At 68.6% G+C, this 14,974-nt stretch carries 12 protein-coding genes; 3 read left to right on the forward strand and 9 right to left on the reverse strand.

The window, feature by feature from the left end; genetic code table 11:
* Positions 1-84: 84 nt before the first annotated feature.
* The 3 genes from aceB to V6S85_RS10515 form a co-directional block, all read right to left on the reverse strand.
* Positions 85-1,665 carry a malate synthase A gene (gene aceB, locus V6S85_RS10505; RefSeq protein WP_334348896.1) on the reverse strand — a complete coding sequence of 527 codons (1,581 nt, stop codon included), beginning with the start codon at positions 1,663-1,665 and terminating at the stop codon, positions 85-87.
* A 248-nt stretch (positions 1,666-1,913) separates the two neighbouring features.
* The gene (locus V6S85_RS10510) at positions 1,914-2,150 is read right to left on the reverse strand and encodes a hypothetical protein (protein WP_058347930.1); all 237 of its coding nucleotides are present in this window, start codon (positions 2,148-2,150) and stop codon (positions 1,914-1,916) included.
* Between the two features lie 68 nt (positions 2,151-2,218).
* On the reverse strand, positions 2,219-3,832 hold the full coding sequence (locus V6S85_RS10515) for an isocitrate lyase (protein WP_334348897.1): 1,614 nt from the start codon (positions 3,830-3,832) through the stop codon (positions 2,219-2,221).
* A gap of 159 nt (positions 3,833-3,991) precedes the next feature.
* Here V6S85_RS10515 and V6S85_RS10520 point away from each other — a divergent pair, with 159 nt between their 5' ends.
* Positions 3,992-5,413: a helix-turn-helix domain-containing protein gene (locus tag V6S85_RS10520; protein ID WP_116563962.1), complete on the forward strand. Its 1,422-nt coding sequence runs from the start codon at positions 3,992-3,994 to the stop codon at positions 5,411-5,413.
* Positions 5,414-5,417: 4 nt separating this feature from the next.
* On the opposite strand, the gene V6S85_RS10525 is transcribed toward V6S85_RS10520, so the two are convergent.
* The 4 genes from V6S85_RS10525 to V6S85_RS10540 form a co-directional block, all read right to left on the reverse strand.
* Positions 5,418-6,518 (reverse strand): pectinesterase family protein, encoded by a 1,101-nt coding sequence (locus V6S85_RS10525; RefSeq protein ID WP_334348898.1) that lies wholly within the window; start codon positions 6,516-6,518, stop codon positions 5,418-5,420.
* Between the two features lie 89 nt (positions 6,519-6,607).
* Positions 6,608-9,667, reverse strand: coding sequence for a TonB-dependent receptor (locus V6S85_RS10530; RefSeq protein ID WP_334348900.1), 3,060 nt, complete (start codon positions 9,665-9,667; stop codon positions 6,608-6,610).
* 133 nt (positions 9,668-9,800) lie between these two features.
* Positions 9,801-10,757, reverse strand: coding sequence for a FecR family protein (locus V6S85_RS10535; protein ID WP_334348901.1), 957 nt, complete (start codon positions 10,755-10,757; stop codon positions 9,801-9,803).
* A complete protein-coding gene (locus V6S85_RS10540) occupies positions 10,732-11,313 on the reverse strand; it encodes an RNA polymerase sigma factor (protein WP_116563970.1) in 582 nt (193 codons plus the stop codon). Before V6S85_RS10540 ends, V6S85_RS10535 begins: the two co-directional genes overlap by 26 nt.
* 161 nt (positions 11,314-11,474) lie before the next feature.
* Between V6S85_RS10540 and V6S85_RS10545 the strand changes: the two genes are divergently transcribed.
* Positions 11,475-12,626 carry a lactonase family protein gene (locus V6S85_RS10545; RefSeq protein WP_334348902.1) on the forward strand — a complete coding sequence of 384 codons (1,152 nt, stop codon included), beginning with the start codon at positions 11,475-11,477 and terminating at the stop codon, positions 12,624-12,626.
* Here V6S85_RS10545 and V6S85_RS10550 read toward each other — a convergent pair.
* Positions 12,623-13,303, reverse strand: coding sequence for an HTTM domain-containing protein (locus tag V6S85_RS10550; RefSeq protein ID WP_334348903.1), 681 nt, complete (start codon positions 13,301-13,303; stop codon positions 12,623-12,625). The genes V6S85_RS10545 and V6S85_RS10550 overlap by 4 nt on opposite strands.
* Positions 13,300-13,725, reverse strand: coding sequence for a hypothetical protein (locus tag V6S85_RS10555; protein ID WP_334348904.1), 426 nt, complete (start codon positions 13,723-13,725; stop codon positions 13,300-13,302). The genes V6S85_RS10550 and V6S85_RS10555 overlap by 4 nt, the downstream gene beginning before the upstream one ends.
* Before the next feature lie 141 nt (positions 13,726-13,866).
* Between V6S85_RS10555 and pip the strand changes: the two genes are divergently transcribed.
* A complete protein-coding gene (gene pip / locus V6S85_RS10560; RefSeq protein WP_334348905.1) occupies positions 13,867-14,964 on the forward strand; it encodes a prolyl aminopeptidase in 1,098 nt (365 codons plus the stop codon).
* Positions 14,965-14,974: the final 10 nt, after the last annotated feature.

Here is a 14,974-nt window from a genome sequence, read left to right on the forward strand (position 1 = left end):
CCTTGAGTGTCAGCGATCCGACGCAACGCGGCGACGCTCCGGGGGGATGGAGCGCCGCCGCGCCGGGACCAGCCGATCAGTTGATCAGCCGATCAGTTCGTAGGCCGGCAGGGTCAGGAACTCCTCCAGCGTGTCGGACAGCACCATGCGGGTGAAGAGGTGGGCGGCCTCCTCCAGGCGCGGCGAGCCGAACTCGCGGCGCAGGTCGCCCATCTCCTGGGTGAACAGGCTGACGAACAGCTCCGAGGTCAGCACCCGGCCATCGTCGAGCTCGGCGCCCAGGCGCACCCACTGCCACAGCTGCGTGCGGCAGATCTCGGCGGTCGCGGCGTCCTCCATCAGGTTGTAGAGCGGCACGGCCCCGCGGCCCTCCAGCCAGGCCTGGGTGTAGCGCACGCCGACGCGGACGGCCTCGCGCGCGCCGGTCTCGGTGCGGGCCCCGTCGTGCAGCTCCAGCATCTGGGCCTGCGTGATCTCCAGGCCCTCCAGCGTCTTGTCGAGCTGGTTTGGCGCGGGCATCAGGCGGTCGAAGACCTCCATGGCCACGGGCACCAGATCGGGGTGCGCGACCCAGGTGCCGTCGTGACCGGCGCCGGCCTCGCGCTCCTTGTCGGCGCGAACCTTGGCGAAGGCGGCCTGGTTGGCGGCCTCGTCGCCCTTGACCGGGATCTGGGCGGCCATGCCCCCCATGGCGAAGGCGCCGCGGCGGTGGCAGGTCTGGATCAGCTTCAGCGAATAGGCGCCGAGGAAGGCCTTGCCCATGACCATGGCCGAGCGGTCCGGCGTAAGGAATTCGGAGCGGCGGCCCAGGCGCTTGATGAACGAGAAGATGTAGTCCCAGCGGCCGCAGTTGAGGCCGACGATATGGTCCTTCAGCTCGAACAGGATCTCGTCCATCTCGAAGGCGGCGGGGATCGTCTCGATCAGCACCGTGGCCTTGAACGTGCCGACGGGCAGGCCCAGCGCCTCCTGGGCGCGGACGAAGACCTCGTTCCAGAGACGAGCCTCCAGATGGCTCTCCAGCTTGGGCAGGTAGAAGTACGGGCCCGAGCCCTGAGCCAACGCCGCGCGGGCGTTGTGGAAGACATAGAGGCCGAAGTCGAACAGAGCGCCGGCGACAGGCGCGCCGTCGACTTCGAGGTGGCGTTCGGGAAGGTGCCAGCCGCGCGGCCGGACCTTCAGGACGGCCGGGTTGGCTCCCAGCGCGTAAGCCTTTCCGGACTTCGGATCGACGTGGTCCAAGACGCCGTTCCAGCGGTCCTTCAGGTTGACCTGGCCTTCGACGACATTGGCCCAGGTGGGGGCCGTGGCGTCCTCGAAGTCGGCCATGAACACCTTCGCCCCGCAGTTCAGGGCGTTGATGATCATCTTGCGGTCGACCGGCCCGGTGATCTCGACGCGACGGTCGAGTAGGTCGGAGGGAATTGGGGCGACGCGCCAGTCGGCGGCGCGAATGTGCGAAGTCTGCGCCAGGAAGTCCGGCAGTTCGCCGGCGTCGAAGCGGGCCTGGCGCGCCTGGCGGGCGGCCAGCAGCTCTCGCCGGCGGCCGTCGAAGCGGCGGTGCAGGTCGGCCACGAAGGCCACGGCCTCGGGGGTGAGGATCTCTACCGCGCGACCCTCGATCGGGCCGAGGATCTGGACGTTGGCGGCGATGTCGAGAGGCATGGCGTGTTCCGTGGTGTTTGGACGCGGACTTGGGAGAGGTCTATCGGATGCGGCCTGCGCACCCAAGTTGAAGCCGGAGCCCAGGGACCGGCGCGCCGCGCCGGCCACCGCGAAGAAGCCTCGACGACGATGCGCCGGCCCCTGGGTCCCGGACAAGCGCTGCGCGCTTTCCGGGATGACGATCTTCAGTGTCGCGGGCGAGAGGAGGAAGCAGGCGCCTCCCCTCGCCCGCAGGCGCCCGAGCGTCTTTAAGCGCTCTTGGGGGCGTCGTTGGCGCGGATGGTCGGGACGATCTGGTCGCCCCAGTTGCCCGAGCCGTCGTGGTGGCGCGAGGTGCGCACCAGCTCGACCGAGTAGCCGGCCTCGATGGCGCGGCGGACGGCTTCGTTGAGGCGGTGCGAGGCCTCGGCCAGGCGATCCACGGCGCGATCCTGGGCCGTCGAATCCGGCATCGCGGCCGGAGCGAATTGCGTGACGTTGGTCATGGCGTTCTCTCCTGTAGGTTTTCGCCAATGGGGGTGAAGTGGGGGTGGTTCGGTTTTCGGACGCCGGGCTATTCGGCGGCGAACTGGTTCATGGTGTTGGCGTGACCGCCGGCCTTCAGGGCCCTCTCGCCGCCGACCATTTCCTTGAAGGTGTCGCCGAGGTCGGAGCCGACCTCGTGCTGATGCTTCACGGCCGAGACCCCGCGACGGATCTCCTCGCGCTGCACCGAGTTGACGTAGGCCTGCATCCGCTGGTCGCCGAAGTAGCCGCGCGACAGTTCGTCGACGCTCTTGGCGGTCAGGTGGAAGGTCGGCAGGGTGATCAGGTTGTGGAACACCCCGGCGCGGGCCGAGATGTCGACCTGGAAGCGGGCCAGGCGATCGTCGGCCTCACGGCCGAGATCCGTGGCGTCGTACTCCGCCGACATCAGGACGTTGCCGTCGGGATAGGAGTCCTCGTGGATCTTGCCCTCGGCGATCCACTGGGCGCGGACCTGCTTGCGCAGGTTCAGGGTCCAGTTGAACGACGGCGAGTTGTTGTAGGTCAGCTTGGCGTTCGGCACGGCCTTGCGGACCTCGGCCACCATCGAGGCGATCTCGTCGACGTTAGGCGTATCGGTCTCGATCCACAGAAGGTCGGCGCCGCCTTGCGTCAGGTTGGCGATGCAGTCCTCGATGACCCGGGCGCGGCCCGTGCCGTCCTGGAAGGCGAACAGGCCGTTGGCCATGCGCACCGGCTTGACGAAGGCGCCGTCCTTCATGATCGCGATCTCGCCGTCGCGCAGCGGGTTCTCGGTCGTGATGGCCTCGGTCTTCAGCCACTTGATGTATTCGGCCGCCAGATCGCCCTCGCCCTGGCTGACCGGGACCTTCTGGGTCAGGCCCGCGCCCAGGCTGTCGGTGCGGGCGACGATGACGCCCTCGTCGACGCCCAGTTCCTCGAAGGCCAGGCGGCAGGCGCGCAGCTTCTCGATGAAGTCCTCGCGCGGCACGGTGACCTTGCCGTCCTGGTGGCCGCACTGCTTGGCGTCCGAAACCTGGTTCTCGATCTGCAGGCAGCAGGCGCCGGCCTTGATCATCTCCTTGGCCAGCAGGTAGGTGGCGTGCTCGTTGCCGAAGCCGGCGTCGATATCGGCGATGATCGGAACGACGTGGGTCTCGAAGGTGTCGATGGCCTTGATCGCGGCCTGCTCAGCGACCTGGTCGCCGGCCTTGCGCGCCGTGCTCAGCGCCTTGAACAGGTCGTTGATCGCCACTTCGTCGGCCTGGCGCAGCGAGACGTAGATCTCCTCGATCAGGTCGACGACTGAGGTCTTCTCGTGCATCGACTGGTCCGGCAGGTGGCCGAAGCGGTTGCGCAGGCCCGCGACCATCCAGCCCGACAGGTAGACGTAGGCGCCCTTGGTGGTGCCGCGCAGGCGCTTGACCGACTTGATCATCTGCTGGGCGTGGAAGCCCGACCAGCAACCCAGCGACTGGGTGAACTTCGAGCTATCGGCGTCATAGGCGGCCATGTCGGCGCGCATGACGACGGCCATCTCTCGAGCGATGTCCAGGTGGGTGTTGAAGGTGTTCTGCAGCTTCAGCTGGATGATGTCGTCGATGGCGACGCCGCCGGGCGTCACGCCTTGCGGATAGCGGGCGATAAGGTCCTGGCGGTGCTCGGCGTAGGTCTTGCGCATGTCGTCTCTTCTTCCCCATCGGGGCCCGCTTGTTGGGAGGCGGGCTGTAAGCTGTGACAGGGAGCTAACGCCTATGCGGCAAGGCGGTCGAACCTATTGAAGACGATTTGTCACAAATCGACTTTGTGTATTTTGTAAATTCATGACAACGTGACAGACATGGTCACGACCGACAAAAAGCTGTTCCTGGGCGGCCGCCTCAAGCGCCTCCGCCGCGACCTGGGCGTCACCCAGAGCCGCATGGCCGACGAGCTGGGCGTGTCGCCCAGCTACCTGAACCTTCTGGAGCGCAACCAGCGGCCTGTGACGGCCCAGATGTTGCTGCGGCTGGCGGAAGCCTACGACCTCGACCTGCGCAGCCTGTCGGCCGACGATCCGGGCGGCGGCGCGGGGCTGGAAGAGGTTCTGGCCGACAAGATGTTCTCCGACCTTGGGCTCGGCCGGCACGAGGTGGCGGAAGTCGCCGAACTGTCGCCGGGCCTGGCCGAGGCCATGGCCCGCCTCTACCGCGCCTATCTCGATCGCGGTCGGATGATCGACCTGGGCGCCTTCGAGCGTCCCGACGGAACGCCGGCGGCCTCGTCGTCGCCAACCGACTGGGTGCGCGACCTGGTCGGCTCGCAGCGCAACCACTTCGCCGAGCTGGAGACGGCGGCCGAGGCCATCGTCGCGGCGCTGGACGCCGACCTGCAGGACCTGGGACCGGCCGTGCGCGAGCGCCTGGTCGCCCGCCACGGCATCCAGACACGGGTCATGCCCACGGAGGTCATGGCCGGCTCGCTGCGCCGCTACGACCACCACCGCAAGCGCCTGATGGTGTCGGAGACCCTGGCGCCAGCCAGCCGCATCTTCGCCATGTGCTACCAGCTGGGCCTGATGGAGGCGCCCGAGGCGTTGACGCGCCTGGCCGACCGCTTCGCCGCGCCCGACCGCGCCACACGCCAGTTGCTGAAGGTGTTCCTCGACAACTATCTCGCCGCGGCGATCATGATGCCGTACGAACCGTTCCATGCGGCCATGGAAGCCAGCGGCTACGACATCGAGCGCGTGCGGCCGCGCTTCGGCGTCAGCTACGAGCAGGCCGCCCAGCGCCTGACGACGCTGAGCCGCCCCGGCGCGCGGGGGATCCCGTTCTTCATGATGCGGCTGGACGCGGCGGGGAACATCTCCAAGCGCTTCGCCGCCGGCCCCTTCCCGTTCTCGCGCTTCGGCGGCGCCTGCCCTCGCTGGAACGTCCACGACAGCTTCAAGACCCCCGGCCGCATCGTCACCCAGGTTATCGAGACGCCCGACGGCGAGCGCTACTTCACCTTGTCGCGCACGGTGCGACGGACCTCGGGCCTGCAGGCGGGGCTGGAGGACGAGTTGGTCATCGGCCTGGGCTGCGAGCTGAAGTTCGCCAGCAAGCTGGCCGCCTCGCGCGGGCTCGACATCGCCTCGCCGCTGGCGGTGGAGATCGGGCCGTCGTGCCGGATCTGCGAACGGCCGGCCTGCCCGCAACGCGCCGCCGCCCCGATCAACCGCACCCTGCTGGTGGAAGAGGCCAGCAAATCGGTGACCCCCTTCCCGTTCGCACGCTGAGACCTCAGACGCGCCAGCCGGCCAGCACGGCGTCGACGCTCATCGCCCTGGCCTCGGCGGTGCTCAAGGCTCGACCGCGCTGGAAGGCGGCCGCGCCGGGCCCCTTCGAGCCGTATTGCGAGAAGCGGACGTCCTCGGGTTGCAGCATGGTGCGCGGATTGCCGTCCTTGCCGGTGTACCACATTTGCGTCCAGCCCTCCGGGGCGACGTGGTCGTCCATCCAGCAGTCGATGAAGGCGGCCTGCGCCACGAACCTGGGATCGCCATAACGACCGTCGGGGAACTGGCTCGACGGCCGCCAGGGCCGCCCCAGATAGACTGAGCGGCTTGCCGTGCCCGACGCCCTGGTCAGGCGGCAGTCCTTGAACACGAAGCCGAAAGGCTGGTCGATCGGCGTGCTGGGCGCGACGACATAGCCGTCGACCGGATCGACCGGGCGCGGCAGCGAACGGATCTCGCAGCCCCGGAAGAACGCCCTGCCCGCCCCGAAGATGAAGTCGTAGCTGCCGGCGATCAGGCAGCGCTCGAACAGGCTGCGGCCGGCGTCGGGAAACAGGGTGTCCTGGTAGCTGAGAATGTCGACTTGCGTCAGCCGGGAGCGGTCGCTGCCCTTGTCGAGCATCAGGGCCACGGCCTGCGGGCCGCCGCCGTCGTGCGAGTGCAGGCCGCCCGGCTTGCTCATCTCGGCCAGGCCGTCGAAGGCGTTGCGGATGGTCAGGTTGCGGGCGGCGAAATCCGGCGCGCGGACGAACAGGGTCGGCGTGCGGAACGTGCCCCAGCGCTTGCCGTCCGGCGCGGTCAGGCCCGAGGCGGCCAGGTGGGTGATGATCGAGCCCGTGCGGCTCTCGCCCACCAGATGGATGAACGGCTTGTCGATCACGACCTGCTCGTCGAACGCGCCCTTGGTCACCAGGATGCGGAAGGGTCGCGTCCCATTGGCCGGCGCGGCGGCCACGGCCGCCGACAGCTTGTCGTAGGTCGGGGCCGAAAACCGGCGCGGATCGTCGGGACGCTTGAGCACGGCGTCATAGCGCGGCGCGGCCGAGGCGACGCCAGGAAGCAGCAGGAGCCCGGCCGCCACGGCCCGTCGCGAAACCATCGTCATCGAAGCCTCGAAAAGAAAAGAACGGGCGCCGGCCGGGAGGGACGGCCGACGCCCAACATTCCCCTGGGAGGAGGAAGGTCCGGTCCGGCCTAGAAGGAGTACCTCAGGCCGAAGTTGTACTGTCGGCCGGTGTGCGAATAGACGTAGATGCTGTCGCGCACGCTGTCGGTGTACTGCTCGTTGAAGGCGTCGGTCAGGTTCAGCCCCTCGAAGGTGACCTTCAGGCGCTTGTTGATCTGGTACGAGGCCGAGGCGTCGACGGTGAAGGTGTCGCGAACCCCGTCGATGTCGTTGGTCGAGGTGCCGCTGGGTACGGCGGTCAAGTACTTGTCGCGATAGGCGCCGGAGACGCGGGCGCTGAACCTGCTGTCCTCGTAGTAGAGGGTGGCGTTGAAGGCGTTCTTCGACAGGCCAACCAGATCGTTCTGCACGAAGCCGGTGGCCGAGCGCGACGAGATGTAGTCGATCTTGGAGTCGACGATCGTGACGTTGAAGATCGCCCCGGTGTGGCGCAGCGGGCCCGGCAGGAAGCTGAACGGCTGCTGGTAGCTGATCTCGATCCCCTTCAGCGGGCCGCCCTCGGTATTGACCGGCTTGCTGAACAGGAAGGTGTCGTTGGCCGACACGCCGGCCAGGCCGTCGAGCAGGCTGGTGGGCAGGCCCGAGGCGGCGAAGGTCTGCGAGATCCGCTGCGTCTGGATGTAGCTGTCGATGTCCTTGTAGAACAGGCCGACCGACAGCAGCGCGTCCTTGGCGAAGTACCATTCGGCCGACAGGTCGTAGGTCGTGGCCCGGATCGGGTCGAGATACGGATTGCCCGAGCTGACGCTGAACACGCCCACGACGCTGAGGCTGCCGCCCGGCGTCAGGCTGCCCAGGTTGGGACGGGTCATCACCTTGGCCGCGCCGAAACGCAGCAGGAAGTCGGGGGTGACCTCGGCGGTCAGGTTCAGGGCCGGCAGAACGTCCTCGTACTGGCGATCGACGGTGGCCTGCTGGGCCGCGCCGGACACCAGCTGGTAGCCGGTCGAGCTCTGCTCGGTCTTGACGTAGCGCACGCCGACATCGCCGCGGATCGGCCAGGCGAAGCGGTCGGAATTGAAGTCCAGCTGCACGTAGGCGGCGGTGTCCTTCTCCTCGACGCTGCGGATGTTGCCGCGGGCGTTGGCGTTGCTGGCGCCCGACAGCTCGAACAGGCCCGTGCCGCTGTAGATGTCGAACAGCTTGGCGAAGGCGTTCAGGTCCGGCGCGGCCCAGCTGGCGGGATAGCCCGAGCCGCCGAGGTTCTTGCCAAAGCCGCTGACCAGGGTAGTCAGGCCGGCCAGGGTGACGCCGGCCGGCAGGGTCGGCACGACGGACTCGTTGACCCGAGCCAAAGCCCAGGAGTCGAACTCGTACTTCTTGAGGTTCACCCCGGCCTTCAGGCGGAACGTGTCGTTGAGCTCGTAGTCGCCGTCGAGCTGGGCGGTCTGGATGGTGTTGGTCACGCCCTGCGGCCGCAGGCGGATCTCCGAACGCGCCGCGCCGAAGTTGTAGGCCAGCGGGTCGGTGACATCGAAGCCGAAATTCATCGCCGGCAGCTTGGCGTCGCTCCGATAGTCGTAGGAGAAGCCGTCGGCGTTCTCGCGGTTGAGGATCACCGTCGTCTGGATCGGATTGTCGAAGTCAGACTTCGAGAAGCCGACCAGCCCCGTCACCTTGAAGCGGTCGGAGAAGCGGTGTTCGACCGTGAAGGTGCCTTGGGTGTACCTGGTGTCGAGCTTGTCGAAGCGGGTCTCGCTCTCGACGTCGACATCGTCGAACAGGCCGTAGACCATGTCGCCCTTGGCGTTGACCACGCCGTCGCGGACGATGATCTCCGGGCGGCCGCCCTGGGCGGCGTTGCGAGCGAAGGACAGGGCTTCGAGCCAGTTCTCGGTGCGGGTGGCCTTGAAGTCCGAATAGAGGAAGTCCGCCGTGACCAGGGTCTTCTCGTCGGGCCGGAACTGCAGCGAGCTGGTGATCCCCAGGCGCTTCTGATCGTGGGTCAGGCGGCCGTAGCGCGGGAAGCGCGGGGTGAACACGCTGGCCGAGCTGGCCTGGGTGAAGGTCGAGGCCGGGCTGAAGCCGCCGACCTCCGTGCCGTTCAGCCAGCCGCCGGAGCCGTGCCCCTCTTCGAGCAGGTTGCGCTCGGTGTAGGCCACCGACACGAGGGCGCCGAGCTTGCCGTCGGCCCAGGTGTTCGACGCCAGCAGCGCAAAGCGCGGGTCCCAGCTTTCCGACAGGTCGTTGTAGCCCTGCTGGGCCGAGACCACGAGGGTCGCGCCCTTGTAGTCGAACGGTCGTCCCGTCTGCAGGTCGACAGTGGCGCCCAGCGAGCCCTCCTCGGTCGAGGCCGAGGCGGTCTTGCGCACGGTGATGCTGTTGAAGAGCTCCGAGGCGAAGACGTTGAAGTCGAACGAGCGGTTGCGGTTGGCGCCGCCCGAGCTGTCGGTGCCGCTGGCCGTGCTCTGGCCCTCGACGCCGTTGATGCGCACGCGGGTGAACTGGGGCCCCAGGCCCCGGACGGTGATCTGGCGGCCCTCGCCGGCGTCGCGGGCGATCGACACGCCCGGCACGCGCTGGATGGACTCGGCGAGGTTGGCGTCCGGGAAGTCGGCGATATCCTCGGCCTTGATGACGTCGACGACGCCGCTGGTGCGCTTCTTGATGTTCAGCGCGCTGCCCAGGCTGGCGCGGAAGCCGGTGACGACCACCTCCTCGACGGCCGCCGGCTCCTCGATGGCGCCACCGACGGGCTCGGACTGCTGCGGGATGGCGACCGGTGCCGTCGAGGCGAGTTGCACCGAACCCTTCTGGCCCAGCACCGCGGTGCGGCCGTCGTTCGAGACGATGGTCAGGTTGGCGCCGTCCAGCAGCCGCGAAAGGCCTTCGGAGACGGTGTAGGTCCCGCGCACGGCGTTGACCCGCTTGCCCTGGACGGCCGCCTGCGGCGCCAGGATCTGCAAGTCGGCCTGCTTGCCGAACTGGGGAATGCCGGTGGCCGCGGCCTGGGCCGGCACGTCGAACTTGCGCGTCTGGGCCTGGGCCTGGCTGCTGGCCAGCACCGCGGCGGCGCCCGCCGCCAGCATCAGGGCCGATTTTCCGTAGACGTCTCGCGGATAACCCATTCCGCGCCCTCCCTATTGTTTGTTTCGCACGGCGCTTCTGGGAGCGCCTGTCTTGAGCGATGGGCGGGAAACCGGTTTCCGTCAGAGCTCGGCGAAAATTTTCGAACGCCATCCTCCGTGGGCGGCGAAATCCCTATTCGGCCAGGGGCGCGATCGACTGCACGAGGATCGCGTCGCCGCGCACCGTCACCCGGGCGCCGAAGCTGGAGGCGGCGGCGCGGGCGAAGCTCTCGGGCTCGTTGGTGCGGAACCAGCCGACCAGCTTCTGCTCGGCCAGCGCCGGGTCGGCGATGACGATCTTGCGGGCGTTGTAGCGGTTGAACTCCTCGGCGGCCGCCCCGAAGGCCTCGCCGTCGAGCACGATCTGTCCCTCGCGCCAGGCCAGTTCGCGGGTGATCTCCAGCGACGCGGGGACCGGCCGGGCCGCGCCGGCGCTGTCGGAGGCGAAGACCCGCTCGCCGGCCGTCACCCGGCGCGGGGCCTCGCCGGCCCCTTCCGACCACACCTCGACCACGCCCTCGGTGACCAGCACCTCGCAGCCGCCGTCGCGGCGACGGACGGAAAAGGCGGTGCCGACCGCCCTCACCCGCACCGGACCGCTCTCGACCACGAACGGGCGCTCGGCGTCCTTGGCGACCTGGAACCATGCCTCGCCCCGGTCGAGCCGCACCTCGCGACTGCGCGGCTTCATGGCCACTTCCAGCGCTGTGTCGGTGTTGATGGCGGCCAGCGAACCGTCGGCCAGCGGCACGCGGCGGATCTCGCCCACGGCGGTGCCGTAGCGGGCGGCCAGCAGGCGCGGCGCCACGACCACGGCGACGCAGGCCGCCGCCGCGACGCCCAGGCCGGCCAGCAGGCCCCGGCGATCGACATGTGGGCGCGCCTTCGCCGACGCCTCGTTTCCGCCGAGCGCGCGACCACGATCGAGCAGACCCCAGGCCGCCTGGGCGCGCACGAAGGCGCCCTGGCGACGCGTGTCGCCGGCCAGCCATGCTTCGAGCTCGGCCGGGTCCAGATCCCCGCGATCGGCGCGCACCACCCATCGGGCGGCGGCCGCCTCGATGTCAGCGGCGCTTTCGCGTTCGGTCATGCGTACTCGGCCTCCTCGCGGCCGTCTGTTCTTCGGTTTCACCCTCGGCGAGGGCGGCGAGGATGGCGCGCAGCCCCCTCACGGATTCGTTCTCGACCACGTTCTCGGTCACGCCCATGCGGCGGGCGATCTCGCGTTGCGGCAGGCCTTCGATCTTGCGCATCTCGAAGATCCGGCGGCAGCGGTCGGGCAAGGCGGCGATCAGCCGCCGCACCCGCTCCAGCTCGCGCCGCCCGCCGGCGATGCGTTCGGGCGAAGGCTCGTCCAGTTCGATGTTCAGCGCGTCGATTTCCGTCACCGTGTCGATCCGAACCACCCGCGCCCGCCGCAGCTGTTCCAGCGCGACGCTGCGGGCGGCCTGGAACAGGTAGGCCCGGGGCTCGCCTATGTGGTCGACATGGGAAAGGCCCGCCAGGCGGCAGTAGGTCTCCTGGACGATGTCGTCGACGTCGCCGGCCGTGGCGAAGGCTCGCCGCAGCCAGGCGCGCAGATCGGCCTCATGGGGCAGGATTTCCCGCCCGATCCAAGCCACGACGCGCGCACGCCCCTCCGACACCGTTTCCGTCCCACCCACTCTGGTCGAGTTGTTCTGGAGGGAGCGATGCACGGGCGCGAAACTTCCGTCAAACCCGACGCGATTTTCTTCGCGGAAGAAACCCGAGTGGTCTTATCGACGCCTCCTCCAAAGCCTGACAAGCGTGGGTGGAGGAGACGCCGATGACCGATTCCAGACACGGCTTGCCCACCCGCCGCACGGTCGCCGCCGGCGCGCTGGGACTGATGGCTTCGCCCTTCGCCCATGCGGCGTCGCGGGACGAACGGCTGGTCTATGTCGGCGGCCAGGCCGACAAGGACGGCCAGGGCGTCTTCGCCGCCCGGCTGAACCTCGCCACCGGCAGGCTGACCCCGATCGGCGTCGTCGCGCCCCTGCTGCGCCCAACCTGGCTCGTCGCCCACCCCAGGCTCCCCGTGCTCTACGCTCTCAGCGAGATCGGTTACGGTCCCGGCGAACAGGGCAAGGTCCACGCGCTGAAGGCCGATCCGGCAACCGGCGCCCTGACCGTGATCTCGACGGTCGCCTCGGGCGGCCGCGGTCCTGCGCACATGTCGCTCGACGGCGAGGCCGGCGGCCTTCTGATCGCGCACTACGGTGACGGCCATGTCGCCGCCCTGCCCGTCCGTTCCGACGGCGGGCTGGAGGCGCCGGCATCGGTGCAGGCCAATACGGGCTCGGGTCCGGGTCCCCAGCAGCAGGGGCCCCACGCCCACGCGGTGCTGGTCGATCCCTCGAGGCGCCAAGCCCTGGTCGCCGATCTCGGCGCCGATCGGATCTTCGTTCACCCCTATGACGCCGCCACCCGGCGCCTGGGACCGGCAGGCGACGCCTCGACCGACGTGCCGCCCATGACCGGGCCGCGTCACCTGGCCATCCATCCCAACGGCCGCTTCGTCTATCTGCTCAGCGAGATCGAGCCGGAGATCCGAACCTATCGCTGGGAGGCTGGCCGTCTCGTGCTCGTCCAGGCCTTGCCAGCCGGCGGCATGCCGCCCGTCAACGGCGCGGAGGTCGCCGTCAGCACCGACGGTCGCTTCGTCTACGTCTCGATCCGGGTCGAGGACGTCATCGGCGCCTATGCGGTCAACGAGACGACCGGCGCCCTGCTGCAGGGCGAGCGCATCCCATCGGGCGGCAAAACGCCATGGAGCTTCGCCATCGATCCGTCCGGCCGCTGGCTGCTGGCGGCCAATCAAGGCTCCAACACGGTGACGGTCCTGGCGCGTGATCCGTCATCGGGACGTCTTGCCGCCACCGACCAGTCGGTCGCCGTCGATCGTCCGACCTGCATCGCCTTCCCCGCCTGGGGCTAGAACAGGCGCTGCTGCAGCCACAGGATGGCCGGATAGGCCGCCAGCCAGGTCCAGAAGAACCGGTTGAGGCCGAACAGGCAGGCATTGGCCAGGTGGAAGGTCGCGGCGACGACGAGGCCGGCGATCAGCGACGCCTGTGAGAGCATGGTCAGCGGAAAGACCAGTTCGAACAGCATCACCGCCCACGACATGGCCAGAAGCAGGTGCGGCCGATCGGCCCAACCGCGCAGGCTTTCTGCCACCGGATAGGCCGAGAAGGCGAACACCTGGCGCAGCGCTACGCCCCTGCGCCAGTCGGGGTTCACGATCTTCACCCAGCCCGAGATGAAGTAGGACAGCATCAGCTGCACGCCGAGATAGCCGAAGGCCAGCTCGCGCCACTGATCGACGGGCAGCACCCGCGCCAGCATCACGCACCAGAGGGCCAGCAGCCCCAGCCGGTCGCTGCCGCCGTTATAGGGCCCCTGGAAGCACTGGAGGATCAGCAGCGACAGGCCAGCCAGGCCGACCAGCGGCCAGGGCGAAGCGACGCCCGCGACGACCAGCCCGCATAGGACGATGCGCGCGCCGAACAGAATACGCTCGCGGCGGAAGACCCGCAGATGCTCCAGGCCCTGCTGGATCAAGACCAGAGCCAACAGCACCTCGGTCAGGCGAAGGGCGTGGTCGAAGCTCATCGCACGTCGATGTCCGCCAGCAAGCGCGGCGCGGCCTGGTAGAGCACCTCTCGCCCGCCCGTCGGGTCGACGAACAGCAGTCGGAACGACAGCCACGGCGCAACGTCCGCCCGGCCCGCCAGATCGGCCGCGATCCGGCGGAAAACCTCGTCCTCGCCGTGGGCCGTCAGCTCCTCGACCAGGCGTTCGGCGCAGCTGACCAGATAGAGGCTTTCGTTCCAGCGCGGGTTCCACAACAGGCGGCCCAGCATGGCGGCCGGCGACAGGCTTGGCGGGCGCGGGCGGAATTCGGTCCAGGCGTCCAAGGCGGCGTCGCGCGAATCCGCCAGGGCGTATTCGACGCGCGGCGAGGCGGCGATGACGTCGAAGAAGTTCCAAGACGGGATCAGGGCGGGCAGCAGCAGCGAGAAGGGATTGGCCATGGTCCCTCCTCTCGGGCTGGGGCGAAGCGGTGGGGTACGCGGACGCTCTGATCCTGTCGAGAGCCACCGATTTTGACTTGCGGTCGTCAGTGACGAGCGCATCTAAACGGCACGGGCGACAGCCTCACGAAAGGTCGAGTTATGAATTTCTCGCGGTTGCGGACCACCAGCAAGGTCACTGGCGAATGGAAGTACGATCAGCCGATCGCCAACAAGAGCGGCCTGTTGCAGGTCGACACCGCGCCCGACCACAAGCTCTATTGGGAAGAATACGGCAATCCGGACGGCGAGCCGGTGATGTTCCTGCACGGCGGCCCCGGCGGCGCCTGCGCCCCGCCGATGGCCCGGTTCTTCGATCCCAAGCGCTATCGCGTGATCCTGTTCGACCAGCGCGGCTGCGGAAAGAGCGAGCCGACGGTCGCCTCGGCCGGCCCGCAGGTGGCGCTGACCAACAACACCACCGACCACCTGGTCGACGACATCAACAGGCTGCGCGACGCGCTAGGGATCACCGGCCGCATGCACGTGTTCGGCGGCAGCTGGGGCAGCACCCTGGCCCTGACCTACGCCATCCGCCACGCCGACAAGGTCGCCTCGCTGATCCTGCGCGGCATTTTCCTGGGGGCCACCGAAGACCTGCTCTACATGTACCAGGGCAACGCGGCGGCCTTCACCAACACCCCCTACGCCCTGACCGAGCCCGGCGCCTACATCGCCTATCCCGACGAATGGAAGGCCTTCGTCGAGGTGATCCCGGTCGAAGAGCGCGGCAACATCATGGGCGCCTACAAGAAGATCTTCGACATGGTCCCGACCAGCGAGGCCGAACGTCAGCGCCAGCTCGAGGCGGCCGTGGCGTGGTCGGTCTGGGAAGGCACGATCTCGAACATGATCCCCGACAACGCCGACGCGGGTAAGTTCGGCGAGGCCGACTTCGCCCTGTGCTTCGCCCAGATCGAGGCCCACTTCTTCGCCAACGGCCTGTTCCTCGAGCCGGACTACATCGTCCGCAACGTCGACAAGCTGAAGGGCCTGGACATCCACATCGTCCACGGCCGCTTCGACCAGGTCTGCCCGCTGTCGCAGGCCTCGCGCCTGGTCGCGGCTCTCGACGAGATCGGCGCGCCGCCGGCCAGCTACGTGAAGACGGATGCGGGCCACAGCGCCATGGAGGGCCAGACGGTGCTGGCGCTCACGGCGATCATGGACGGGCTGCCCCAAATCACCTCTCTCCCATAGGGAGAGGGTC

Origin of the sequence: Caulobacter sp. CCNWLW153 (assembly GCF_036889365.1) — a bacterium.
Lineage (GTDB): Bacteria > Pseudomonadota > Alphaproteobacteria > Caulobacterales > Caulobacteraceae > Caulobacter > Caulobacter radicis.

What these genes read in the sequence shown, in the direction of transcription:
- V6S85_RS10520 (WP_116563962.1), top strand. Translation starts at nt 3,992, where the DNA reads ATGGTCACGACCGACAAAAAGCTGTTCCTGGGCGGCCGCCTCAAGCGC.
- pip (WP_334348905.1), top strand. Translation starts at nt 13,867, where the DNA reads ATGAATTTCTCGCGGTTGCGGACCACCAGCAAGGTCACTGGCGAATGG.
- V6S85_RS10550 (WP_334348903.1), bottom strand. Translation starts at nt 13,303, where the DNA reads ATGAGCTTCGACCACGCCCTTCGCCTGACCGAGGTGCTGTTGGCTCTG.
- V6S85_RS10530 (WP_334348900.1), bottom strand. Translation starts at nt 9,667, where the DNA reads ATGGGTTATCCGCGAGACGTCTACGGAAAATCGGCCCTGATGCTGGCG.
- V6S85_RS10545 (WP_334348902.1), top strand. Translation starts at nt 11,475, where the DNA reads ATGACCGATTCCAGACACGGCTTGCCCACCCGCCGCACGGTCGCCGCC.
- V6S85_RS10555 (WP_334348904.1), bottom strand. Translation starts at nt 13,725, where the DNA reads ATGGCCAATCCCTTCTCGCTGCTGCTGCCCGCCCTGATCCCGTCTTGG.
- V6S85_RS10535 (WP_334348901.1), bottom strand. Translation starts at nt 10,757, where the DNA reads ATGACCGAACGCGAAAGCGCCGCTGACATCGAGGCGGCCGCCGCCCGA.
- V6S85_RS10510 (WP_058347930.1), bottom strand. Translation starts at nt 2,150, where the DNA reads ATGACCAACGTCACGCAATTCGCTCCGGCCGCGATGCCGGATTCGACG.
- aceB (WP_334348896.1), bottom strand. Translation starts at nt 1,665, where the DNA reads ATGCCTCTCGACATCGCCGCCAACGTCCAGATCCTCGGCCCGATCGAG.
- V6S85_RS10515 (WP_334348897.1), bottom strand. Translation starts at nt 3,832, where the DNA reads ATGCGCAAGACCTACGCCGAGCACCGCCAGGACCTTATCGCCCGCTAT.
- V6S85_RS10525 (WP_334348898.1), bottom strand. Translation starts at nt 6,518, where the DNA reads ATGACGATGGTTTCGCGACGGGCCGTGGCGGCCGGGCTCCTGCTGCTT.